Here is a 23,666-nt window from a genome sequence, read left to right as displayed (position 1 = left end):
CCATCCAAGCAAGATAAGTCCGAGCGGGCCCAATCTGATCGACCCCAAACCGACCGAGCAATGATCGAAATCCGCAGCGTTACCCGCAGCTATGGGGCGTTCAAGGCGCTCGACGACGCCTCGCTGACCATCAAGGAGGGCGAGTTCTTTTCGCTGCTCGGCCCTTCCGGCTGCGGCAAGACCACGCTGCTGCGCATGATTGCCGGTTTCGACAACCCGACCAGCGGTTCGATCTCGGTCGGCGGCCAGTCGATGGAAGGCATCCCGGCCAACCGCCGGCCGACCAACATGGTGTTCCAGAGCTATGCCATCTTCCCGCATCTCAATGTCGAGCAGAATGTCGCCTATGGGCTGAAACGGCTCAGGCTCGGCGGAACGGAAGAAAAGCGCCGCGTCGAGGAAGCGCTGGCGCAGGTGTCGCTCACCGGCCTCGGCAAACGCCTCGCCACCGAGCTTTCCGGCGGCCAGCGCCAGCGCGTGGCGCTCGCCCGCGCCTTGGTGATGCGGCCCAAGGTGCTGCTGCTCGACGAGCCGCTGTCGGCTCTCGACAAGAAATTGCGCGAGCAGATGCAGGTCGAACTGCGCCGCCTGCAGCAGGCGGTCGGCATCACCTTCGTGCTGGTCACCCATGACCAGTATGAGGCGCTCGCTATGTCCGACCGCATCGCCGTAATGTTCGGCGGCAAGATCGCCCAGGTCGCCTCGCCCAAGGAAATCTACCAGCGGCCGGTCAACCGCCAGGTCGCCGATTTCCTCGGCGGCATGAATTTCGTAAAAGCGCAGATCGTCGAGGAGAGCAGCGCCTCGCTGGTCGTCGACACGCTGGGCTTCGGCCGGGTCAGGACCGACAAGCCGAAGGCCTTCGTGCGCAATGGCGGCGGCGCCACTCTGGGCATCAGGCCGGAGCGATTGCGCGTGCTGTGGGACAATGCGACGGCGAAATTCGAAGTGGCCGGCAAGGTGGTCGAACGCCACTATTTTGGCGAGATCACCCACCTGATCGTCGAGATACCCGGATTGGAAAAGCCACTGTCGGTCACCGAGACCAACGACTTCGGCGCCGACGATATCCCCGTCGGCACTTCGATCCGCCTCGGCTACGATCCCGAGGCCCTGGTGGCGATGGCGGACTGAGCATGATCCCGAAAAGTGGGAACCGGTTTTCGGAATAAGATCATGCTCCACTAACTAAGAATTTTAAGTTCCGTCGCGATCTGTTTGGCTGCGATCCGCCCCATCACGATGGCGCCTTCGACATAGCCCGGGAATGACGGCGACAGTTCCGACGAGGCGAAATGAACCGGGGCAGCGCCGGCACGGATCGTGCGCTCGGCATCCCGTGCCGTCACATCGACAATAAGGTCGCTGTAGGCGCCGCCGCTCCAGCGGTCATCGATCCAGTCGCGCTGGCTGAAATCGATAATGTCGGCCGCCTCCGGGCCAAGGGCATCAACGAGCCTTGCCGTGACCTCCCCACGCAGCGCCGCGTCCGCGAGCGGACGCCAACGCAACGCCAGTGGTCCGCCGACGAAGACGACCAGCGCGGCATGTTGCGCGTCCTTGCTGGCGTCACAGGCGAACAGGCCCGGCAGGTCGCGCCACATCACCATGCCGCACAGGTCGCGCTCGCGCCAGAACGGCGTGGGATAGCGCACCAGGATCTTGATCACCGCGCCGCTTTCCCAGACGCCGAGCGCCTTTGCGAGAGCCGGCGGCAGAGCGGGCGCGAAATCCAGCTTCGCGGCCGTCGCCGGCGGCAGCGCGACCAGCACTTTTCGCGCTTCGATGGAGCTGCTCGCCGAGACGGCACGAACCCGTTGCGGCCCGTGCTCGATGCGCGTAACCGGTTCGTTCAGCCAAACCCTGTCGCCGAGATCTCCCGCCATGTCCTCGGCCAGCGACTGCATGGTTTCAAGCAGTGAATATTGCAGCTCGGGCACCTCGTTGGTGATGCGGCGGTCATTGTCGATGAGGTACCACAGCGGCACCTTGTCCATCGCCAGGCACCACAGGCCTTCGATCATCGAGCGGAAAGCCGTCTTGGCGTCAGTGGGATCAGGCTGGCGTTCGAGCCAGGCGGCAGCGCTCATGCCGGCGATCGAGGGATCGTCCGGCTCGATCGCATTCATCCGCTCGCGGATTGCCATCGCGCCATGATAGGTCCGTTCGGCCTGTTCGACCGACAGCGATGGATGGGTGATGAAATCGCCATTCACATAGGTTTCGACGAAGGCCTTGCCACGGGACGCCGCCAGCGCCGTGACCTCCGGCATGTCTTCGCAGAAAAACTGTCCGCCGCTGTCGATGCGCTCGCCAAGCCCGTTGCGAATAGCCTCGACCCTGCCGCCGATGCGGTCGCGTGCTTCGAGCAGCACGACATCGATGCCGGCCTTTCTCAGCTCAAGCGCAGCCGACAGGCCGGTGAAACCGGCGCCGACGATGACGACATCGGTTCTTTCAGTCCTGTCGCTCAATAGCCGGCCTTGATCTTCTCGAATTCCGTGACCATGCGCTGCTTGAGCTCAGGCGGCACCGGCTGCTGGAACAGCGTCTTGTCCAAGAACTTGTCGAGATTGTCGAAGCCACGGTCGCTCAGCACCTGATGGTCGATCGCGGCCATCCCGGCGCTGTTGCCGTGGCCGTAGCCGAAGGTCTTGACCAAGTAATCGGACACGGCATGCGCGTTGACCGCACTGAGGAAATCATAGGCCTGATCGAGCTTGCCCGGCGCATCCTTCATCAGCACATAGCCGCACACCCAGGTGGATATGCCTTCCCTGGTGTCGCGGTTCATGGCGATCGGCATGCCTTGGCCCTTGAGCGTCACGAAGGTCTCATTCCAGCCCCAGACGAGGTCGACCTCATTGCCGGTAAAGGCCTGGTTGAGGTCGGTGTCGTCGGTCCAGTAAAAGCGGATGTTCTTGTGGACGTCACGCAGGAAGGCGGACGCCTCCTGGAACTGCGCGTCGGTCATCTTGGTCCAGTCCTTGAGGCCGATGACCAGGCTGGCCAGCGCATAGGCGTCATCGACATTGTCGCCGATGGTGACGCGGCCCTTGAATTTGGGATCGGCGAAAATCTTCAGCGACTGCGCTTCCTCCGCCGTGACCTTGTCGGTGCGGTAGAGCAGCGAAGTGTTGCCCCAGTCGAACGGCATGAACCAGGCCTTGCCGTCGGCGGTGACGGCGAGATCCTTCATCGCCATGATGCCGGGATTGAGATCCTTCCAGCCGGCGATCCGGGAGGTGTCGAGCGGTTGCAGAATGCCGGCCGCGCGCCACTTGGTCACGCTTTGTGAGCAGGGGTGGGCGATGTCGGCCTTGAAGCCGGCGCGCATCTTCTGGAACGCTTCCTCCTCGTCGCCGAAGAAAGCAAAGGTCGGCTCGGCGCCGTATTTGGCGGTGTAGTCGGGGTGCAGCAACGGATCTTCATAGCCTGACCAGTCGAACACGACGAGGTCGCCGCCGCCTTCGGCATAAGCAAGCACGGCGCCGGCGCCGACTGTAAGAGCAGCGGCAAGGGCGAGGCGGCGAAGCATGGAATTCATGGCGCGAAACTCCTCATCGCGAAAAGCGGCCGGGCGACGTTACGGAATTTCAGCGGCCTTGGCGAGACCGTCTGCCCGGCGCACCGACAGGCAACGGAGGAGGCCGGACAGAGCTTTAGTAGCCTGCCTTGATCTTCTCGAATTCGGCGATCATCTTGAGCTTGAGCGACGACGGCACGGGCGATTGGAACAGTGTCTTGTCGACGAATTTCTGCACGTCGTCATAGCCCTTTTCTTTCAGGATCGCCGGGTCGACGCCGGCCATGCCCTTGGCGTTGGCCTGGCCATAACCCCAGTCCTTGACCAGCACCTTGGCGGTCTCGGGATCGTTGATTGCGTTGAGGTAGTCATAGGCCTTGTCGACATTGCCGGGTGCGTCCTTGAACAGCACGTAGCCGCAGACCCAGGTCGAGATGCCTTCGTCCGTATCCTTCTTGGACTTGATCGGCACACCGGCAGCGACGGACTGTACCGTGGCATCGTTCCATGCCCAGGCGAGATCGACCTCGCCGCCGCTCAGCAGCTGGACGACGTCCGTGGTGTCGGTCCAGTAGGAGCGCACATTCTTGTGCACTTGGCGCAGGAAATCGGACGCCTGCTTGAACTGGTCGTCCGTCATCTTGGTCCAGTCCTTGAGCCCGATGGCAAGGCTGGCCAGCGCATAGGCGTCGTCGACATTGTCGCCGATCGAGACCCGCCCCTTGAACTTGGGATCGGCGAAGGCCTTCAGCGACTGCACATCCTTCGCGTCGATCTTGTCGGAGTTGTAGGTGAGCTGGGTGTTGCCCCAGTCCCACGGCATGAACCAGGCCTTGCCGTCCGACGTGGTGGCCAGATCCTTCATCGCCATGATACCGGGATTGAGATCCTTCCAGCCGGTGATCTTCGAGGTGTCGAGCGGCTGCAGCAGCCCCGCCTCGCGCCTCTTTGTCACGCTCTGCGAGCAGGGATGACCAAGATCGGCCTTGAAGCCGGAGCGCACTTTCTCGAAGGCTTCGTCCTCGTCGCCGAAGAAGGCGAAGGTCGGCGAGTCGCCGTTCTTCTCGACATATCTGGGGTGGAAGCTCGGGTCCTCATAGCCGGACCAGTCGAACACGATCAGGTCCTTGTCGGCGGCGACCGCAAGCGCGGCGGCCGAAGCCGCCAGCGTCGCCGTCAGCGCCAATGTCAGTGTCAGGCGTCGGGTTGTTCTTTTCATGCTGTTCCATCCTCTTTGTTTCTGATTGTTCGCTCCGGCTTGGATCCGCCGGTTGTTGTCAACGTCCGCTGTCCGGCGGATAGTGTTTCGGAAAGGCGGCTGACAGGAATTCGTTTGCCGCCTGCAGCACGCTCTCACGGGTGACGTCCTCGGTGCCCATCATCAGCCGCAGCCACAAGCCCTCCAGCATGGCGCTGAGCGCGAGCGCCATGACCTGCGGCTCATAGGCATAACCACCGCCCTGCTTGAGCGTGGCACAGAGGTCGATGAAGATCTTCTGGTAGGCCGCGTCGCGCGCGCCGCACAGCGCCTGGTAGGTCGGCCGCGACTTGGCCTCGCCCCAGAACGCGCACCACGCCGCGAGCTTGCGCTTGTTGCAGATCGAACGGTCGAAATCGGCGGCGACCAGCGCCCGCAGCTGCCGGGCTGGATCCTCGCCGGCCTTGGTCAGCGCGACGCGCCAATGCGCCGCATATTCGTCGGCCATATAGGCCAGCGTGGCGACGAGCAGCTTCTCCTTGCTCTCGAAATGGAAGTTGACGATGCCGCGCGACAGGCCGGCGCCGTCAGCGACATCGGCCATCGTCGTTTCCGAATAACCGCGCTTGGCCAGCGAATCGATGGTCGCTTCGATCAGCTGCTGTTGCCTGACCTCCTTCGACGCCTTGCGGCCGCGTTTTTCCGGTTCGGTTTTTCCAGACGTGTCGGAAGATCGCTCTTCGCGCGCTGCAGCTTTCATCGGTGCCGTCATGCTCCACATTGTCGGCTATCCCACCACAGCCGGCTTCCACCCGCGAAGATGAGTGGGACGGTGCTCGCCACTGTCAAGCACCTTCTGCATGGCCTCCCAGGTTCGTATGTTCTTGTCGAGATAGGCCGCTCCGACTGCGGCTGCCGCCGTCTCGTAGAGCGGGCCTTTCAGCCTTTCCAACTCGCCCCGCGCGACCTTGCGATACCAAGAATTGCGGTCTCTGACGGCGACATCGGCAAAGCCGGCGCTGCGCATCGCTTGCGCATAGCGTGCCGGCGAGGCCATGGCGAAGGACAGGCCTTCGGCCGCGACATAGGCCTTCATCTCAGATGACGGCTCGCCGTCATGGCCGATCAGCCAGTCGGAGGCGGCAAGGACGCCGCCCGGTTTCAGCACGCGGAGGATTTCGGCAAACAGCGCGTCCTTGTCGGGCACGTGCACCAGCGCATCCTTGGAGAAGACGACATCGAACGAAGCGTCGGCAAAAGGCAGCGGCCCCGGCGGCGCCTGGACGAAGCTGGCGCGGTCTGAAAGCCCTCGTACAGCGGCACGCTTTCTGGCTGCCTCGATCACCGGCCGCTCAATATCGAAGCAGGTGGCATGAGCGGCACCGTCGCGCTCCACCAGATGCAGCGCGATGCCGCCGGAGCCGCAGCCGATGTCGAGGATCGTCTTGCCCCTGAGCGACAGCCCTTCGACCACCCGGTCGACCTCGTCGGGTCCGCCCGGCGACAGATAACCCTCGCCCCACAGCGCCTCGAGGAAGCGGATCGCGGCAGCGTCATATTCCGGCTCGCCATCTGCCGTTTCGATCATCAGACCTTAAGTCCCATCAGCCGAATTGCGCAGGTTCGAATGCCGGCAAAGCGTAGCGTATTAACAGGAAAACGCAATATCATTTGTTGAACATTCATTCAGAATGGCTGGACAGAATAGCCGCTGCCGTGCCAAATTCCGCGCATTCGGCGACAAATCACGCGAAAATGAAGGGTCGAGCACCATGAAGGCTGGGCGCGAATGAAAGCTTGGGATGCGATCGTCATCGGCGGCGGACACAACGGCCTGGTCAACGCCAGCTATCTGCAACGCGCCGGGCTCGACGTGCTGGTGGTGGAAAAGAACGACTGGGTCGGCGGCGCCGCTACCAGCCGCGAGCTAACGCCGGGCTTCCTCTACTCCAACTGCTCCTATGTCTGCTCGCTGTTTCGCCCCGAAATCATGCGCGACCTCGAACTGCCGCGCTTCGGCTTGCAGGTGATTTCCTATGAGGGCGGCGCCGTGTTCACGCGCGATGGCGACTACCTCGCCAACTACCGTGACCACGATGCGCACCGGCGCGAATTTGCCCGCTTCTCCAGGCGCGACGCCGAGGCCTATGACCGTTATTCGCGCGACGTGACGCGGCAGTGCCGCTTCATCCAGCCGCTGCTGATGCGCACCGCACCGGACCCGACCAGTCTCAAGCCGCGTGACCTCGGAGAGCTTCTCTATCTCGGCAAGAAATTCGCCGGCCTGTCATCAGAAGAAATGGCGCTGACGCTGCGCTTCTGGACCATGTCGATCTCGGAATTCCTCGACGAATATTTTGAGACCGATGTCATCAAGGCGAACTTCGCTTTGTCCGGCATCATCGGTACCGCGCTCGGGCCGATGTCGCCCGGCACAGCCTACGTGCTGCTGCACCATTATATGGGTGAGGTCGACGGCTCGGTCGGCGCCTGGGGCTATGCGCGCGGCGGCATGGGCGCCGTCGCCAAGGCGCTCGCCGGTTCCTTCAAGGCGTCCGGCGGCACCATCCGTACCGGCGCCGAGGTCGACCATGTGCTGGTGAGCCGAGGCAAGGCCAAGGGCGTGGTGCTGGCTGGCGGCGAGGAGATTTACGGCAAGCTCGTCGTCTCCAACGCCGACGTCAAACGCACATTCCTGAAACTGGTCGAGGAGAAGGAACTGCCCGACATTTTCCTGCGGCGGGTCAGGAACTTCAAGATCCGCGGCTCCTCCGGCAAGGTCAACATCGCGATGGATTCTCTGCCGGAATTCCCGGCACTGCCGAAGGATTCACCCGTTTATCGCGGCGACATGCATTTCACCGATTCCATGGAGCGCATGGAGCGCGCCTATGACGACTGGAAGGCCGGTCGCTGGTCGGCCGACCCATTCCTCGACATGGTCATCCCAACGACGCTCGACCCGACCATGGCGCCGCCGGGCAAGCATTTTATGAGCTGCTTCGTGCAGTACGCGCCGCCCAAGGTGAATGGCCAGGACTGGACCGATGCCGACCGCGACGGTTTCGCTGAAAGCGTGGTTGCGCAGATCGCGGAATACTCGCCAGGCTTCCGCGACCGCATCGTCCATATGGAGGTGCGCACGCCACGCGAGATCGAGGCCGAGGTTGGGCTGACCGAAGGCAATATTTTCCAGGGCGAGCTGACCTTCGACCAGCTGCTGTTCAACCGGCCGGTGCCGGGCTACGCACAATACCGCTCGCCGGTCGGCGGGCTCTATATGTGCGGCTCCTCGACACATCCCGGCGGCGGCGTCATGGGCGCACCCGGCCGCAATGCGGCAGCCGAGATCCTGCGCGACCTCGCCAAATCGACCTCCCATATGAGCCCGGCCCATGACGTCATTTGATGCCATTATCATTGGCGGTGGCCACAACGGCCTTGTCGCTGCCGCCACGCTGGCCAAGGCCGGCCGCAAGGTGCTGGTGCTGGAAGCCGCTGGCGATGTCGGCGGCGCCGCGCGCACCGAAGAGTTTGCGCCGGGTTTTCGCGTCTCGTCGATCGCCCATGTGCTGAACCACCTGCATCCCGACGTGGTGAAGACACTGGAGTTGGAGAAATACGGGCTGCAGGTCACCCGCGCAGACTTCATGCCGTCGGTTGCCTTGTCGAAGGACGGCCCAGCGCTTGTCCTGCATGGCGCCTATGGCGAGGTGCTGACCGGCTCTAATCCATCCGAGCAGGCGGCCTGGGAGGAATTGCGCGCGCAACTTCTGCGCTATGCCGGCATCCTGAAACCGTTCCTGTCGCGGCGCCCGCCCGATCTCGGTGGCATGTCGCTGCGTGAAACCGCAGCGCTCGGCCAGACGGCCGTGGCGCTGAAAAAGCTCGGCAAGGAAGACATGCGCGATTTCCTGCGGGTGCTCCTGATGAACGTCGCCGACCTGCTCGATGAGCAGCTTGCCGATATCAGGCTGAAGGGCCTGCTTGCCTTCGACGCCACGCTTGGTAGCCACCTCGGCCCGCGTTCGCCGACCTCCCTGCTCGGCCTCTACTATCGGCTGGCCGGCGAGACCGGCGGCAAAACCGGCGCGCAGACGCTGCCGAAAGGTGGCATGGGTGCAGTCGTCGCCGCGATCCGCGCGGCGGCGGACAAAGCCGGCGTCACCGTCCGCACGGCAGCGCCCGCGGCCAGGATAGTCGTCGAGAAAGGCCGCGCCCTCGGCGTGACCCTCGACGGCGGCGAGGTGCTGCACGCCAGAACGATCGTCTCCGCCATCAACCCGGCGACCACAATGCTCGATCTCGTCGGCCCGCGCGAGATCGACACGGGTTTCATGCGCAAGGTAAAGAACATCCGCATGAGGGGCGACGCGGCGAAGCTCCATCTGGCGCTCGATCGGCCACCGCAATTTTCCGGCGTCGACGCCGATAATCACAAGGGCCGTCTGGTCATCGCGCCCTCGCCCGACCATGTCGAGCGCGCCTTCAACCCGTCAAAATATGGCGAGTTCTCAGCCGAACCGGTGATGGAGATCACACTGCCCTCGCTCTCCGACCCGTCGCTCGCGCCAAGTGGCGCCTGCGTGCTATCGGCGATCGTGCAATACGCGCCTTATGCGCTGAAAGAGGGTTGGGATGCCGGCAAGCCGAAATTCCTCAAGGCTGTTATGGCGCAGCTCGAAGCGTATGCCCCCGGTATTGGCAAGTCCGTGCTGCATGCCGAGCTTTTGACGCCAGCCGATATCGAAGCCAACTACCGCATGCCGGGCGGCCACTGGCACCACGGCGAATTGCAGGCCGACCAGATGCTGATGTCGCGGCCCGTCTCCGGCTGGTCGGGCTACGACACGCCGATCGAGGGGCTGTTCCTGGCCGGCGCCGGTTCGCATCCAGGCGGCGGCGTTTCGGGTGCTCCCGGTTTTAATGCGGCGCGGCGCATCATAGCGATGAAGGGATGATCGGATGTTTCAGCCAGTCAACGCCGCACTCTACGGCGAAGGAATGCCGTCATGACGAGTCCGATCAACAACGCCGCCCACGCCACAGCGCAGTCGCATTTCCGCACACTGCGTCTCGCCACGCCGTTCCAGCCGCGCATCGATGCGCTGGCCAGAACCCAGGACTGGTACAATTGGGCCGGCTATCGCGCGCCGCATTCGCTGTGGGACGAGGAACTCGAATATTTCGCCATCCGCAGCCAGGCGGCTTTGTTCGACATCTCGCCGATGACCAAATACCGCATCGAGGGGCCGGTTGCCGAAGCCTTCCTCGATCGCGTCACGCTGCGCGATGTCACCAAGCTGAAACCGGGCCGCGTCCACTACACCGCATGGTGCGACGACGAAGGTTTTGTCCTCGATGACGGCACGCTGTTCCGGCTGTCGCCGACCCGCTTCCGCCTGTGTTCGCAGGAGCGGCACCTGCCCTGGCTGCTGGACAGCGCGACCGGCTTCGAGGTGACCGTCGAGGAAGAGACTGAAAGCGTCGCTGGTCTCGCTCTGCAAGGCCCAACCTCCTTCGCCGTGCTGCACGAGGCGGGTTTCGCCGGCGTTGAAAAACTCAAAGTGTTCGATCTCGCCGAACTCCCGCACGATGGCGGCACTATCACCATCTCGCGCACCGGCTTCACCGGCGATCTCGGCTACGAACTGTTCGTGCCGGCCGAAAAAGCGCTCAGCCTCTGGGACCGCCTGATGACGGCAGGCGAACTGCGCGGCATCCGCGCCATCGGCTACGCCGCCCTCAACCGCGCCCGGCTGGAAGCCGGCCTGATCGTCGCCAATGCCGACTTCACCACCGCAGACCATGCCATTCGCGCCGACCGTCTGCGCATGCCGGACGAGATCGGTCTCGGCTTTATGGTCGACCTGGGAAAAGGCCATTTCAACGGCCGCCGCGCCATCCTCGAAGCCCGTGCCAAACGCAGGCTGCGCCACATGCTGGTCGGGCTGGAGATCGAAGGCAACATCCCGGCCGAGCACGCCATCGTCTACCACAAGAAGCATCAGGAGGTCGGGCTGGTCAGCGCCGCCATCTGGTCGCCGATGGCCAAGCGCAATATCGCCATAGCCTCGCTGACGCGTCCCTATGGTGATACGATGGTGGAAGACCTCTGGGTCGAGATCTACGCCATGCGCGAGTTGCAGTACCAGAAGCTGATGAAGCGGGCCAAGGTGGTGGCCCGTCCTTTCATCAAGCTCGACCGCCGCACCGCCAATCCGCCGGCGGATTTCTGATCATGGCCGACGAACCGGATGATGATACGGAAGCCGCCGAACAGTGGCAGCTGGTCAACACGCCGCTCGGCGAAAAATGGTCGGGTCGTACCCGCTATGCCGCCGCCATGTACTTCTACAAGCGCGGCGAAATGAGCGCCGAGACGCTCGAAGTCTACCGCATCTGCGCGCGGTTGGACTGGGAGAACCCGCTGCCGATGATCAGGGATCGCGGCGGCCAGGATTGGCTGAAGCGCATGGGCGCTTAAGCCTCAGCCTATGGTTCTTTCGAGAACGTTCAGCCAGTTGCGATAGGCGATCTTCTCGATCAATGCGCGTCCGAATCCGCGCGCGGCCAGCGCATCTATCAGCTTCGGCAGACCGGCAACGTCGCCGATGACCGCCGGGATCATGGCGCCGTCGAAATCGGAGCCGAGACCGACGCCGTCCTCGCCCAGCGCCTGCAGCAGCGAGTCGACATGGCGCACCATGATGTCGAGGCTGGTGTCCGAGTTCATCCGTCCGTCTTCGCGCAGGAAGCCGGTGGCGAAGTTGAGCCCGACCATGCCGCCGGTCTCGCGGATAGCGCCGAGCTGCCAGTCCGTCAGGTTGCGCGAATGGGTGCACAGCGCATGCACGTTCGAATGGGTGGCGACCAGCGGCGCATCGCTGAGTGCGGCGACATCGCGAAAGCCCTTTTCGTTGAGATGCGACAGGTCGACCATGATCTTGAGCTGATTGCAGGCCTTGATCAGCGCCTTGCCGGCATCGGTCAGCCCCGGTCCGGTATCGGGCGACGACGGAAAGCGGAACGGGACGCCGTGGCCGAAGGCGTTGGGGCGGCTCCAGACAATGCCGAGCGAGCGCAGGCCGGCTTCGTAGAGCACGTCGAGCAAGGTAAGTTCGGGATCGATCGCCTCGACGCCTTCAATATGAAACACCGCCGCGATCGAACCTTTCGCCATCGCCTCGCGAATGTCACCGGCACTGCGGCAGACGGTCAGCGCCCCCGCTCGCTCCAGCCGAAACAGGATCGATGCCATGCCGATGGTGGAATTGAGCGCATCAGCGCGCGGCAGTTCCGGCGGCAACGGCTCATTGTCGCTCGGCGCCGGCGGCACCGCAGAGCGTTTGCTCTTCTCGACCGGCGGTGGAAAGATCGCGAACATGCCGCCGGCAAAGCCGCCCTTCTTGGCGCGCGGCAGATCTATATGACCGCCCTGCGTCCCCTCGATGAACAGCTTTTCGACGTCGGTGTCTTTCGACTGGTACAGTCGCAGCAGCGTGTCGTTGTGGCCGTCGAAGACGGGGACGAGATCGGATTCGGTCATCAGGAAGCCATTCGGTCAGTTGGCAGGAGCGGACGAACCGCAGCGAACTGTGTACTTAGGCAAGAAGGCCGAACTGCGCAAATGCCAGAGAGGCGTTCGCTCTTGTGGCTGAGCGACTCCGACCACCTGCCGGTCCCCGCTGCTTCGCAGCGTCCCGGCGTTCGCCGGCCTTTCATCATGCCACCGGCACGATGAATTCGCCTGCGGCTAACCGGCTGCTCACCCCACAAGGGGAGAAGGGAAAAAGGTCTATTGCTTCAGCACATCCGCCCATTCCGGATGGCGGTGGAACTGGGCGTTGGCGAAGGGGCAGAGCGGGATGATCTTCTTGCCCACTTGTCGCGCGTCCTCGACGGCGCGTGTGACAAGCCGAAGGCCGGCGCCCTGGCCGCGAAACACGTCCGGCACTTCGGTGTGATCGATGATGATCTGGTGCTCGCCGACCTTGGTGAAGGTCATTTCCGCCTCGGCGCCACCGGGCCCGCGCAGGACATAACGTCCCTTCGAGCCGCGGTCCTCGAGTTCGATCTCAGGCAATTCGTCAGGCATCGCTTGCTCCTTCAACCGGCGCATCGGCAAAAAGCCGCCTCGCCGCTTCGATCTCGTTTGGTCGAATTTCGTGGCCGCCATCGTGCCACTCCACTGTGACATCGGCGCCATCGGCGCGCAAATAGGCCTCCAGCCGGGATGTCAGGTTGGGCGGGCAGATTGGGTCGCGCTTGCCGGCGGTGACCAGGATGCGGCGTCCGGCAAGGCTGCCCTGCACCTGCGGTTCGAACGGGATCAGCGGGTGCATCAGCACCGCCGCATCGAACAGCTCGGGCGCGGCGAACATTACGGACGCCAGGATGTTGGCGCCGTTGGAATAGCCGAGACCCAAGACCGAAGATGGCCTTGCCGCTATCACCTGCGCCTTGATGAAACCGGCCATCTTGGCGGTCGCCCGCGCGAGGTCGTCCATATCGTAGACGCCCTCGCCGGTGCGGCGGAAGAAACGCGCCGCACCATGCTCGGAAACATCGCCGCGCGGCGATACGATCGTCGCCTGTGGCGCGAGGTCGCGCCCGAGCGACAGCAGCTGGCTCTCGTCCGCGCCGGTGCCGTGAAAGACGAAGAGCAGCGGGCCGCCGGGCGAACCCGGCAGCGCCTTATGGATGTAAGCTTCCTTGCTCATCGTCTCAGCCTTCCAGCTTCTGCAGATGCTCTTCAAGATAGGGCCGCAGATGCTGGTGCTGCGTCGGCAGTTTCAGGGCTTCGCCGAGATGGGCGGTGTCCTCGTCGCGGTCGAAGCCCGGCTCATTGGTAGCGACTTCGAACAGCACGCCGCCCGGCGCTCGGAAGTAGATCGCCCAGAAATAGTCGCGGTCGATCACCGGCGTTACGCCATAACCCGTATCGATCAGCGCCTTGCGCACTTCGAGTTGCTGGGCGCGGTTCTCCACCGCGAAGGCGACATGGTGGACCGAGCCGGCGCCGAGATTGGCAAAGCCCGCGGTAGGCAGCGATTCGATATCTACAACATCAGCGCCGTTGCCGTTCTTGATGGCGAGCCGGCTGACACTGCCGGACTTGTCCACTTGCTCATAGCCCATGAACTTCAACAGCTCTTCCGTGGCGCCACCATCCTTCAATCTGAGCGAGACCGAGTGGAAGCCGCGTATCGCCTCATCAGCGGGAATGCCGCCTTTCAACCATGGCGCGCGGCTGTCCGCCTTGTCTTCGACCAGCGCGAAACCGTCGCCGTCGGGACCGGCGAAGGCCAGCCGCTTCTCGCCGAACGTCTCTTCGCGGGAGACACCCGCAACGCCTTCATCGGCGAAGCGCTTTTCCCAATAGCCGAGCGTGCCGGCCGGCACCGAATAGGCCGTGGTACCGACTTCCCCGACGCCATGGCGGCCCTTGGCAATGTCCGGGAACGGAAAATAGGTCATCACCGAGCCGGGCGTACCGTGCTCGTCACCATAATAGAGGTGATAGACATCTGGCGCGTCGAAGTTGACGGTCTTCTTGACCCGGCGCAGGCCGAGCTTGTGCGTGAAGAAATTATTGTTCTGGCGCGCATCGCCGGCCATCGACGTCACGTGATGCAGGCCCTTGATCTGGTCGAGCATTGTCTTGCTCCTCCCTTCGGTTTGCGGCTCTTGCCGCTGTCCACGCCTATATGAGTGGCCGCCTGGCAATGGCAAAGGCGGCAAACTCAGAATGGACTGTATCCCAATAGTGAACAGCAGGAAATTTTCGTTCACCATTTAAGCAAGACTGACAGGCTTGCGCTGCCGCCAAATTCCGGTTCATTGAACGTCTTCCCGACGTGGCAGGATAGAGCATTGGCCGCGAAAAGCAGACGCCCGAACATCCTATTGATCTCCTGCGACCAATGGCGGGGCGATTGCCTGTCGGCTGCCGGCCATGCCGTGGTGAAGACGCCGAATGCCGATGCGCTCGCCGCCGAAGGCGTCCTTTTCATGCGGCATTACGGCGGCGCGGCGCCCTGCTCGCCGGCCCGCGCGTGCCTCTACACCGGCCTCTACCAGATGAACAATCGCGTCTGCCGCAACGGCACGCCGCTCGACGCCCGCCACGGCAACATGGCGCTTTCGGCCCGCGCCCTCGGCTATGATCCGACTTTGTTCGGCTACACCGACGTCTCGCCCGATCCCCGCACGATGGCGCCGGGCGATCCCCGGCTGAAAAGCTATGAGGGCGTGCTGCCCGGCTTCAGCGTTCGCCAGTTCCTGCCTGAGCATCAGAAACCATGGCTGTCATGGCTGAAGGCACGTGGCGTCGACACCAGCGCGGGCTCTCCCGGCATTCACCGCCCCGTGGGCGGGGAAGCGGGCGACGCCGTGACCAGCGCGCCGCCTGTCTATTCCAGGGACGAGACTGCGACCGCTTTTCTTGCCGGCGAATTCATTCGCTGGCTGGACGAACAGGATTCGCCATGGTTCGCGCATGTCTCCTTCATCAGCCCGCATCCGCCCTTTGTCGTACCGAAGCCCTACAACACGCTGTATGATCCGGCGGACGGACCGCCCTTCCGCCATGTCGAGACTTGGCAGGCCGAGGCGCAAAGGCATCCCTATCTGGCTTACGACCTTGGTCGCCAGAAGCGGAGAAGCTTCCGCCCCGGCACCGACGGCCACGTGCGCGACTGGGGCGACGACAACATCCGGGCCATCCGCGCGATCTATTACGGCATGATCTCGGAGGTCGACGCGCAGCTTGGCCGCATCTGGCAAGCGATCAAGACGGCGAATGCATGGGATGACACCATCATCGTGCTGACTTCGGACCACGCCGAGATGATGGGAGACCATTTCATGCTGGGCAAAGGCGGCTTCTTCGACGGCAGCTATCACATCCCATTGATCGTGCGCGACCCGCGTCACGGCAATGCAGCCGGCTCGACCGTCAACCACTTCACCGAGGCCGTCGACATCTTCCCGACCTTGCTCGATCTGCTGGACGCCGACGCCCAGATGCATCTCGACGGCCGCTCGCTAAAACCGTTCCTGCAAGATGAACCGCCTAAGGATTGGCGCGACGCGGCGCATTGGGAGTTCGACTTCCGCTCGATTGCCAGCGGTGAGGCCGAACGGCATTTCGGCATCGGCTCGCGCCAGTGCAACCTCGCCGTCATCCGTACGGAAAAATTCAAATACGTGCATTTCGGCGGCGGCCTGCCCCCGCTGCTCTTCGACATGCAGAAGGATCCGGGCGAACTGGCCAACGTTGCCGCCGACCCGGCCTATCTCAGCGTGCGGCTTGAATTTGCCGAGCGACTGCTTGCCTGGCGCGCCGAGCATCTTGACCAGTCGTTGGCGCTTGCAGAGCTGACGGACGAGGGAGTGGTGGGTATGTGGGTAGGCAGTAGGCAGTAGGCAGTAGAATGTTCCTGGCGGCCTGGTGCCTGATCGCCTAGTTTTCGCCTACTGCCTAATCCCTACTGCCTATTCCCTTACTGTACCATCATCCGCTGCTGGTCGCGCTTCTCGGCATAGCTGCCCTTGTCATAGGCGGCCTGCGCCTGCAGCTGCTCCTTGGTGAAGTTGGTGTAGAGATATTTGTTGCCGTCCTTGTCGGTCATGAATTTGAGCTTGTCCATGCCGACCGCGACCTCCTTGGCGCCGATGCCTAGAAAGCCGCCGACATCGATGATGACGGCATCCGGCTTGCTGTCGGGCGTGAGCACGACGTCGCCGATCTCGCCGACCTTGGCGTCGTTGGCGCCATAGACGGTGGTGCCCTTCAGGTCGTCGCCTCTGATGTTACCGACCGGCATTTCGGTCAATGTGGACTTGTCGATCGCTGCCGTTTGCGTCGGATCGGTGGCTTTTGTACCGGCCGGAGCTTCCGCGGTCTTGTCGGCTGGCTGAGCATTGTCAGCCGGTGCAACGGCCGTCGGGGCAGCGGGAGCAGTCGGCTGCGTCGCGTCGGAGGTTGTCGTCACGGGCGCCGGATCATAGGGCTTCCGGTCGAAATCAGGCTGCGCCTGCAGTTCCTCCTTGGTCGTCTGCGCCACCAGCCAGCGATCGCCGTTCTTTTCGGCCCACCGCGCCTTGGCGAAATCATAGGTGACGTTCTTTTCACCCATGCCGAGGAAGCCGCCGACGCCGATCACCAGCGACTGCGCCTTGCCATCCTTGGTCAGCACGATGTCGTTGACGTCGCCGATATTCTGGGCATCGTCGCCAGTGCCATTGTAGACATTCTCGCCGATGATGTTGGTTGCGAGATTGCCGTCAGCGCGTTTCACCGCCGGTTCTGACGGCGCGGCGTTGAGATCAACCGGCTTCTGCGGGTCGTTCTGCGCCGTGGAAGCAGGCGCCGAGGCCGGATCGTAGGGCTTACGGTCGAAGTCGGGCAGCGCCGTCAACGCTTCTTTCGTCGTCTCGGCGACGAGCCAGCGGTCACCATTCCTCTCGACCCATTGCAACTTGCCGTAGTCGAAGGCGACGTTCTTGCTGCCTATGCCGAGGAAGCCGCCAACGCCGATAATGGCGGATTTCGCCTGGCCGTTTTCATCGAGGACGACGTCGCTGACGTCACCGATCTTCTGCGCATCGTCGCCAGTGCCATTGTAGACGGACTCGCCGATGATATTGGTCATCAGCGCGCCGTCGGCCTGTTGCGGCGCCGGCGCGATGGTAGCAGGGGCTTCAGCCGGCGCTGGGGTCGTCGCCGGGGCCGTCGTTGACTGCGCAAACGCACCGGTAGCGATCAGCGTTGCGAGTGCAGTTGTCGCGAACAGTGTGCGGATCATGATTAAGTCTCCTCTTGCGTGATCTCATGCGCGCCGCAATCGGCAAACCACTTGCCGGGAGACCGAAGGCGGCGCCTCCAATGGGATCACAACGTTGTGACAAGGCGCTTGTTCCGAAAAAACGGGAGCATCGAAATACCCTGGGCAAGTCCGCGGAATCGCCCGACATTCCCGCCCGGCCGATGGAACCTTTGCCAAGCTTGCCCGTTTCAGCCTGCGGCTGGCATTCCGGCCGCTAAAAAGAATACGGAGTGGGGCATGCGATTTGCAGCGGTGCTGAACCGGGACGGCGGCACCTTGCGGACCACCGATCTTTCCGCGCTAACCGACCGGATGCGCCAGACGCTCGAGGCGGCTGGTCACTCCATCGAGATCGACATCGTCGCCGGCAAGGAGATTGTCGCGGCGCTCGACAAGGTCGCCGCGCGGCGCGACATCGACGTCGTGCTGGCCGGTGGCGGCGACGGCACCATTTCGGCCGCCGCGGGGCGGCTGATGAATGGCAAGAAGGCGCTGGCCGTCCTGCCTGCAGGAACCATGAACCTGTTCGCCCGCGGCCTTGGGATTCCGCAGACCATCGATGGCGCGCTGAAGTCCTTTGCTGACGGCGAGATCATGGCGGTCGATATCGCGAGCGCGAATGGCCGGCCGTTCGTGCATCAGTTCTCGATCGGCCTGCACGCCAGGATGGTGAAGCTGCGCGACAATATGGAATTCGCCTCGCGCCTGGGAAAGATTCGCGCCTCGGCCAAGGCCGCCTGGACGACGATCAACAATCCTCCCGCCATGAAGGTGACGTTGACGGTCGGCGAAGCCGAGATCGTGACCCGCATCAGCGGCATCGGCATTTCCAACAATCTGTTTGGCGAAGGCCATCTGCCTTATGCCGACAATCCTGCCGGCGGCGTGCTCGGCATCTATGTCACCGTGGCGCGGCAGCGTGGCGAGTTGGTCAGGGCCCTCTTCGACATGGCTCGCGGCAGGTGGCGCGACAGCGATCATGTCGAAACCCATCAGGCCGACAAGGCAATCGTGAAAATCCATACAGGGAGCAAGAAATTCGGTGCCGTCATCGACGGCGAACTGGTCAAGCTGGAGCGTGAAACGACAATCCAGATCCACCCTGGCGCACTGAACGTCCTGGTTCCGGCGCAAGCCGCCCAGGCGAAGGCCGCCTGATGCGATTACGAATGACGAGGAAAACCCTAGCCGCCCGACTGCCCCTCGCCGGCTGGCGCGCTCTGGTCGGCCGGCGCGGTCTGGCCGGTGGGCTGCCCCTGGCTTTCAGGGGTATCTGGATCGATCTTTTGGCCATAAATCTCGGCCGCTCCCCAAGCAATGAAAGCCAGGAGCAGCGCGGCGACCAATATGCGCAGGCCGTGCCAACCCCAGCGCCCCTGACGGGCTTTGTTTTCAGGGGCGATCTTGGTCATTGGCGGCGTTCCTGTCGCGCAACCGGCATGGTGGATAAAACCATCGCCGGCGAAACATGGTGGGGTAACGATTGCTTGCTACAAAAGTTCCGGCGCGCGACGGCCGCGCGAGATGCGCGCCACCACAGGTGGGGCCTGCAAGCGAGGGGGCTTGGTGGATAGCAAGGTGGCGAAGCAGGCTGGTTTGCCGGTTGAGGTCCGCCGCGCCGTGGCGTCGCCGGAGCGGCTTGCCGTACTGCACGGGCTTGACGCGATCCACACCGACTCCGATCCCGACTTCGATCGCATCACCGGCCTTGCCGCCGCCGTGATGCGGGCGCCGATCGCGCTCGTCACGCTGCTCGACACCGAACGACAGTGGTTCAAATCCTGTGTCGGCTTTAACGAGACCGAAACCGCGACCGACATATCGTTCTGCGCCCATACCATTGCCGCCGGCGACGAGCCGATGGTGGTGCCGGATGCCAGCATCGACCCTCGCTTCTCCCGCAATCCGCTGGTCACCGGCGAACACCATGTCCGCTTTTATGTCGGCGCGCCGATGGTGGTCGCCGGCGCGCGCGTCGGCACGGTGTGCGTACTCGACCGGGAGCCGCATGAATTTCCGTCCGCTGCCGCGCTCGATCATTTGAAATCGCTGGCCAGCCTCGCCGCCAGCCTGTTTACCCTCAAGGACGCCAACCGCAGCGGCGCCATTGCCACGGCTGCTTTGGCGCAGGAGGAAAAGCGCCGAGCCATAGCGCTCGACGCCGCCTCGCTCGCCAGTTGGGCCTGGGATATCCGCACCGACATGATCGAATGCGACGTGCGTTTGTCGGAGCTGTTCAACCTGCCGCGTTCGAACCGGCTGCGGGCGCGCGACATTCTGGCCGCCATCGACCCGCGCGACGTCTACCAGACCGAGACGCGCTTTCGCGATGCCCTGACCGGCAGCGACGACTATTTCGGCGAATACCGGGTCAAAGGCTTCGATCCGCCGCGCTGGATAGTCACCCGCGGCCGCGTCATCGAGCGCGACGGCGAAGGCAAGCCGACGCTTATCTTTGGCGTCAACTACGACATCTCGGAACGCAAGCTCGGCGAGGACCGGCAAAGGCTGCTGCTGCGCGAGCTCAACCATCGGGTCAAGAACACGCTGGCGACGGTGCAGGCGCTGGCGACGCAGACCGTTCGCCACGCTCGCCGCCCAAGCGAATTCCTGGAAGCCTTCGGCGCCAGGCTGCAGGCGCTGGGCGCTGCCCATAACCTGCTGTCGGATCGCGAATGGCGCGGCATCGGTATTCGCGAACTGATGCAGATCGAGGTCAAGCCGTTCGATTCGGCAGAACGGCCGCGCATCGTGATCGCCGGTCCGGATCTGCTGCTTTCGCCCGACCAGGCGGTGGGGCTCGGTTTGATCATGCACGAACTGGCCAGCAACGCGCTGCAATACGGATCGCTGTCGGTTGGCTCGGGGAAGGTCGATGTCGACTGGAAGGCGGCGGGCAAGAAAGGCGCGCGCCGCCTTGTGCTGACCTGGAGCGAAAGCGGTGGGCCGAAAGTCGACCCGCCGGAACGCCAGGGCTTCGGCTCTATCCTGATCCGCCGCAGCCTCGCCAAGGTTTTGTCGAGCGAAGTGACCCACGAATTCCGCAGCGAAGGCGTGTTCGCCGAAATATCGATGCCGCTTGAAGATCTGCCGGCTTAAAGCGATTCCAGAAGTGCGAAGCGGTTTTCCCGGGAACAGCGTATCAGCGCGCGCGCTTTAGTCGGCTTCGCTGTCCGGATCGCCCCGGTCCGGCTTGATGTTCTCACGGTAGATGGCATAGGCCGCGAGCGCGATCATCGGGCCGAGAATGACGCCCTTCCCGCCTTTCCCCTTGAGCAAGGCCGGCAGCACGGCAAGCGCCGCGGTGATACCGAGCGCCTTCAGGTCGGCATTGCGCCTTCGCGCACGTCGGCGCGCACGCGTTCCAGCCGCAAGTTGATGAATGAGCACGATAAGCCCGGCCAGTACCAGGAAACCAGCCGCGAAGCCGAGACAGGCGGCCATCGAGCCATAACGGTCAGCCGCCCAGATGTAGGCCGCCCCCAGGAGAAACCCGAGGCCGCACAGGGCAGCGACGGCGGCGAACCCGTAGACGATTGCCGCCGTGCGCGCGCGGCGCATGGCGGCAATGGCTTCACCCGAGGCCAAGGCCGAGATAAGCGGTGCCAGCATGCCCATCTCTGTCGAAACTAGCGCCGGGCAAGAAGCGCAAACAGGAAGCCGACGCCGGCCGCGATCGCCAGTGAAGTAACCGGCTTCTCGCGCACATTGGCCGTGATCTGGGCCTCAAGATCCTTGGCGTTGCCACGCAGGCTGTCGAAGACGGCTTCACCCTGGGCGCGCAACTGGTCGACGCCTTCGGCAGCAGCGCGCCGCGCCGTGCCGTAACCATGTTCGCCGGTCTTGGCCAATTGCTTGGTCAACTTTTCGATATCCGCCTTCAACTGCCGAATGTCGGCTTCGAGGTCGGCGTTCGTCTGACTTTCGTTGGCGGTTTTTCCTGCGGCAGTTGCCATTCTAAACTCCTTGCGTTTGCTTGGCTTCAAACGCCCGACACACGTCATGGTTCCGAAACCGGAGACCGTATCCATGAAAGGGTGTTTGCAAGTGCGAGTCCAGCCCCAGTTGGAGGCCTGCCTGTCAGATCAGCGGCCGACGGCCTTCACTTAGGCCCTCCCAACGCGCGAGATTCTTCAGCCCCTCCCTGTCTATCACTTCGCAACCGCCGTCGCGCCAGGCGATCAGCTTGCGATCGATGAGCTTGCGGATCGTCTTGTTGGTGTGGACCAGCGACAGGCCGAGCGTATCGGCGACATGCTGCTGGGTAATCGGGATTTGCACCGGCGCTTTGCCGTTGAGCCCGACTATCGCCGCGCGGCTGGCGATGAAGGCAATGAGATAGGCGGTGCGCTCGACCGCCGTGCGCCGACCGACGCTGAGCAGGTTCTCGTCCAGCATGCGCTCCTCGCGCGACGCCAGCCAGGTAATGTCGTAAGCAAGGCCCGGATGGTTGCGGTAGAGCTCGTGCAGGTTTTCACGCTCGAAGACGCACAACAGCATGGGCGACAGCGCCTCGACCGAGTGCTGCATTTCGCCCATCAGGCTGCCCTGCAGCCCGATAAGATCGCCGGGCATGGAGTAGTTCAGGATCTGGCGCCTGCCGTCCGACAATAGTTTGTAGCGGAAGGCCCAGCCCGAAAGCACGGTGTAGAGATGAGCACTTTGGCTGCCTTCGACCAGCACTGTGGCGCCCTTGTCGACGGCCAGTTCGCCCTTCTTGAACATGCTGACATAGGCAAGCTCCTGCTTCTCGAATTCCCGGAACACCGGCAATGGCCGAAGCGGGCAGATCTCGCATGGGTACTGACGGCTGGAAAACGAACGACCATTCTGGCCAGACATTTCGATCCCTCTTTCGAAAGTCTCGTGCCAGAGACTGAGTGCTACGCCTTTGCAAGGCCGCGGTTCCGCTGCCGATGGCATGTCTTTTTTAAATGACAGGATGGCAAATAGCGATCATGACTCGCTACACTCCACTGAGGCGAATTCGAAGCTCGCTTGTGGAGTAGAGCCGGTGGGCGAACTTTTCGGATTAAGGCCTGACCGATCCCCCAAGGTCCGCGATGCGGTTGACTGGAGTCACTGTACCCGATGCTGCAAGAATTGAGGAGAGATTGCCAAGTGCCGCCATTGCTTGAGGGATTGCGAATTCTTGTCTTGGAGGATGAATTCCTGATCGCCATGGATGTCGAGCAGCTTTGCCGCGACCATGGCGCGAACGACGTAGTGATTGCCCGCGCTCTGGCCGAGATCGATGAGCAGAAGGTCGTTGGCGAGTTCGACGCCGCTATCGTGGACCTCATGCTGGGCGGAACGTCCACACTCGATTTCGCCGCGCGGCTGCGCCAATCGGGCCTGCCGTTTGTCTTTGCCTCCGGCTATTCGGACCCCGATGAGATCAAAGGGTCTTTTCCCGGCATCCGCCTGGTCACCAAGCCTTATTCGGGGACCGATCTCGTCGAGGCTCTGGCGGCGGCCTGCGGCCGCGCGCCAGTCTGAGATATCTTCGATGCGTATGTGTAGAGAGCCCAGGCCCGCAAACGGGGCCTCCGCCGTCAGGCAGCGTTTGAACCCGTCACCTGGGACGAGATCGCGTCCGGCCCGTATTCGTCTTCGCCGGAGATTTTGAGGATCTCCTGCAACCGCGTGCGGGCCCGGCTGACCCGGCTCTTGATCGTTCCGACCGCACAGCCGCAGATTTCGGCGGCCTCTTCATAGGAAAAGCCTGAAGCGCCGATGAGGATGATGGCTTCGCGCTGGTCCTCGGGGAGTTGCTCGAGCGCGCCGCGAAAATCCTTGAGGTCAAGCTGGCCGTGCTGAGCCGGATGAACGGCAAGCCTGGCCGTCATGATGCCGTCGCTGTCCTGCACCTCGCGGCCGCGCTTGCGCATCTGGGAATAGAACTCGTTGCGCAGGATGGTGAACAGCCATGCCTTGAGATTGGTGCCGGGCTGAAAGCTCTCATGCTTGTCCCAAGCCTTGACCAGCGTCTCCTGCACCAGATCGTCGGCCTTGTCGGCATTCTGCGTCAGCGACACGGCAAAGGCCCGCAGGCTCGGGATCGAGCCGAGCAGGTCGGTCTTGAACCCTTGTGAGACAGCTGCCATGC

General features: G+C 63.2%; 24 protein-coding genes. 9 read left to right on the top strand and 15 right to left on the bottom strand.

The window, feature by feature from the left end; all coding sequences use genetic code 11:
- Positions 1-60: 60 nt before the first annotated feature.
- A complete protein-coding gene (locus ACYG9Y_RS28520) occupies positions 61-1,134 on the top strand; it encodes an ABC transporter ATP-binding protein (RefSeq protein ID WP_023696411.1) in 1,074 nt (357 codons plus the stop codon).
- Between the two features lie 50 nt (positions 1,135-1,184).
- Here the strand turns inward: ACYG9Y_RS28520 and ACYG9Y_RS28515 are convergent, their stop codons facing one another.
- The 5 genes from ACYG9Y_RS28515 to ACYG9Y_RS28495 form a co-directional block, all read right to left on the bottom strand.
- Entirely contained in the window at positions 1,185-2,474 is a 1,290-nt protein-coding gene (locus tag ACYG9Y_RS28515) for a flavin monoamine oxidase family protein (RefSeq protein ID WP_023737417.1), read from the bottom strand.
- Positions 2,471-3,547: an extracellular solute-binding protein gene (locus tag ACYG9Y_RS28510; RefSeq protein ID WP_023670074.1), complete on the bottom strand. Its 1,077-nt coding sequence runs from the start codon at positions 3,545-3,547 to the stop codon at positions 2,471-2,473. The genes ACYG9Y_RS28515 and ACYG9Y_RS28510 overlap by 4 nt, the downstream gene beginning before the upstream one ends.
- A gap of 115 nt (positions 3,548-3,662) precedes the next feature.
- Positions 3,663-4,745 (bottom strand): ABC transporter substrate-binding protein, encoded by a 1,083-nt coding sequence (locus ACYG9Y_RS28505; RefSeq protein ID WP_023737416.1) that lies wholly within the window; start codon positions 4,743-4,745, stop codon positions 3,663-3,665.
- A gap of 58 nt (positions 4,746-4,803) precedes the next feature.
- Positions 4,804-5,484, bottom strand: a complete 681-nt coding sequence (betI, locus tag ACYG9Y_RS28500; RefSeq protein WP_460222749.1) for a transcriptional regulator BetI — start codon at positions 5,482-5,484, stop codon at positions 4,804-4,806.
- A 27-nt stretch (positions 5,485-5,511) separates the two neighbouring features.
- Positions 5,512-6,312: a class I SAM-dependent methyltransferase gene (locus ACYG9Y_RS28495; RefSeq protein ID WP_023737415.1), complete on the bottom strand. Its 801-nt coding sequence runs from the start codon at positions 6,310-6,312 to the stop codon at positions 5,512-5,514.
- A gap of 201 nt (positions 6,313-6,513) precedes the next feature.
- Here ACYG9Y_RS28495 and ACYG9Y_RS28490 point away from each other — a divergent pair, with 201 nt between their 5' ends.
- Genes ACYG9Y_RS28490 through ACYG9Y_RS28475 form a run of 4 tightly spaced genes read left to right on the top strand, consistent with a single transcriptional unit; the run spans position 6,514 to position 11,211 of the window.
- Positions 6,514-8,133 (top strand): phytoene desaturase family protein, encoded by a 1,620-nt coding sequence (locus ACYG9Y_RS28490; RefSeq protein WP_023737414.1) that lies wholly within the window; start codon positions 6,514-6,516, stop codon positions 8,131-8,133.
- The gene (locus ACYG9Y_RS28485) at positions 8,120-9,685 is read left to right on the top strand and encodes a phytoene desaturase family protein (protein WP_023737413.1); all 1,566 of its coding nucleotides are present in this window, start codon (positions 8,120-8,122) and stop codon (positions 9,683-9,685) included. Before ACYG9Y_RS28490 ends, ACYG9Y_RS28485 begins: the two co-directional genes overlap by 14 nt.
- 51 nt (positions 9,686-9,736) lie before the next feature.
- Entirely contained in the window at positions 9,737-10,963 is a 1,227-nt protein-coding gene (locus ACYG9Y_RS28480; RefSeq protein WP_023737412.1) for an aminomethyltransferase family protein, read from the top strand.
- A 2-nt stretch (positions 10,964-10,965) separates the two neighbouring features.
- Positions 10,966-11,211, top strand: coding sequence for a hypothetical protein (locus tag ACYG9Y_RS28475; protein ID WP_023708591.1), 246 nt, complete (start codon positions 10,966-10,968; stop codon positions 11,209-11,211).
- 3 nt (positions 11,212-11,214) lie between these two features.
- Here ACYG9Y_RS28475 and ACYG9Y_RS28470 read toward each other — a convergent pair whose 3' ends face one another.
- From ACYG9Y_RS28470 to ACYG9Y_RS28455, 4 genes are all read right to left on the bottom strand, one after another.
- Positions 11,215-12,273, bottom strand: coding sequence for a dipeptidase (locus tag ACYG9Y_RS28470; RefSeq protein ID WP_023737411.1), 1,059 nt, complete (start codon positions 12,271-12,273; stop codon positions 11,215-11,217).
- A gap of 249 nt (positions 12,274-12,522) precedes the next feature.
- Positions 12,523-12,822: a GNAT family N-acetyltransferase gene (locus ACYG9Y_RS28465; RefSeq protein WP_023737410.1), complete on the bottom strand. Its 300-nt coding sequence runs from the start codon at positions 12,820-12,822 to the stop codon at positions 12,523-12,525.
- Positions 12,815-13,447 (bottom strand): alpha/beta hydrolase, encoded by a 633-nt coding sequence (locus tag ACYG9Y_RS28460; protein ID WP_023734636.1) that lies wholly within the window; start codon positions 13,445-13,447, stop codon positions 12,815-12,817. The genes ACYG9Y_RS28465 and ACYG9Y_RS28460 overlap by 8 nt, the downstream gene beginning before the upstream one ends.
- A gap of 4 nt (positions 13,448-13,451) precedes the next feature.
- Positions 13,452-14,384 (bottom strand): VOC family protein, encoded by a 933-nt coding sequence (locus ACYG9Y_RS28455; protein WP_023737409.1) that lies wholly within the window; start codon positions 14,382-14,384, stop codon positions 13,452-13,454.
- Between the two features lie 216 nt (positions 14,385-14,600).
- On the opposite strand from ACYG9Y_RS28455, the gene ACYG9Y_RS28450 reads away from it, so the two are divergent.
- On the top strand, positions 14,601-16,154 hold the full coding sequence (locus ACYG9Y_RS28450; protein WP_023737408.1) for an alkaline phosphatase family protein: 1,554 nt from the start codon (positions 14,601-14,603) through the stop codon (positions 16,152-16,154).
- Between the two features lie 77 nt (positions 16,155-16,231).
- Here the strand turns inward: ACYG9Y_RS28450 and ACYG9Y_RS28445 are convergent, their stop codons facing one another.
- On the bottom strand, positions 16,232-17,536 hold the full coding sequence (locus ACYG9Y_RS28445) for a PRC-barrel domain-containing protein (RefSeq protein ID WP_023708587.1): 1,305 nt from the start codon (positions 17,534-17,536) through the stop codon (positions 16,232-16,234).
- Between the two features lie 258 nt (positions 17,537-17,794).
- On the opposite strand from ACYG9Y_RS28445, the gene ACYG9Y_RS28440 reads away from it, so the two are divergent.
- Positions 17,795-18,715: a diacylglycerol/lipid kinase family protein gene (locus ACYG9Y_RS28440; protein WP_023670088.1), complete on the top strand. Its 921-nt coding sequence runs from the start codon at positions 17,795-17,797 to the stop codon at positions 18,713-18,715.
- A 26-nt stretch (positions 18,716-18,741) separates the two neighbouring features.
- Here the strand turns inward: ACYG9Y_RS28440 and ACYG9Y_RS28435 are convergent, their stop codons facing one another.
- Entirely contained in the window at positions 18,742-18,969 is a 228-nt protein-coding gene (locus ACYG9Y_RS28435; protein WP_023693688.1) for a hypothetical protein, read from the bottom strand.
- Positions 18,970-19,081: 112 nt separating this feature from the next.
- Here ACYG9Y_RS28435 and ACYG9Y_RS28430 point away from each other — a divergent pair, with 112 nt between their 5' ends.
- Complete coding sequence (locus ACYG9Y_RS28430) at positions 19,082-20,656, top strand: sensor histidine kinase (protein WP_084014248.1); 1,575 nt, start codon at positions 19,082-19,084, stop codon at positions 20,654-20,656.
- 57 nt (positions 20,657-20,713) lie between these two features.
- On the opposite strand, the gene ACYG9Y_RS28425 is transcribed toward ACYG9Y_RS28430, so the two are convergent.
- The 3 genes from ACYG9Y_RS28425 to ACYG9Y_RS28415 form a co-directional block, all read right to left on the bottom strand.
- A complete protein-coding gene (locus tag ACYG9Y_RS28425) occupies positions 20,714-21,175 on the bottom strand; it encodes a hypothetical protein (protein ID WP_023737406.1) in 462 nt (153 codons plus the stop codon).
- Between the two features lie 11 nt (positions 21,176-21,186).
- Complete coding sequence (locus ACYG9Y_RS28420) at positions 21,187-21,513, bottom strand: ElaB/YgaM/YqjD family protein (protein ID WP_023670092.1); 327 nt, start codon at positions 21,511-21,513, stop codon at positions 21,187-21,189.
- Positions 21,514-21,637: 124 nt separating this feature from the next.
- Complete coding sequence (locus ACYG9Y_RS28415; RefSeq protein WP_023737405.1) at positions 21,638-22,399, bottom strand: Crp/Fnr family transcriptional regulator; 762 nt, start codon at positions 22,397-22,399, stop codon at positions 21,638-21,640.
- A 339-nt stretch (positions 22,400-22,738) separates the two neighbouring features.
- On the opposite strand from ACYG9Y_RS28415, the gene ACYG9Y_RS28410 reads away from it, so the two are divergent.
- Positions 22,739-23,056, top strand: a complete 318-nt coding sequence (locus ACYG9Y_RS28410) for a response regulator (protein ID WP_050485906.1) — start codon at positions 22,739-22,741, stop codon at positions 23,054-23,056.
- Positions 23,057-23,112: 56 nt separating this feature from the next.
- Here ACYG9Y_RS28410 and ACYG9Y_RS28405 read toward each other — a convergent pair whose 3' ends face one another.
- Entirely contained in the window at positions 23,113-23,664 is a 552-nt protein-coding gene (locus tag ACYG9Y_RS28405; RefSeq protein ID WP_023670095.1) for a sigma-70 family RNA polymerase sigma factor, read from the bottom strand.
- Between the last annotated feature and the right edge of the window lie 2 nt (positions 23,665-23,666).

This window comes from Mesorhizobium sp. W050, assembly GCF_054719535.1.
The sequence above is the reverse complement of the archived record's forward strand: the minus strand, read 5'-3'. Positions and strand labels throughout refer to the sequence as shown.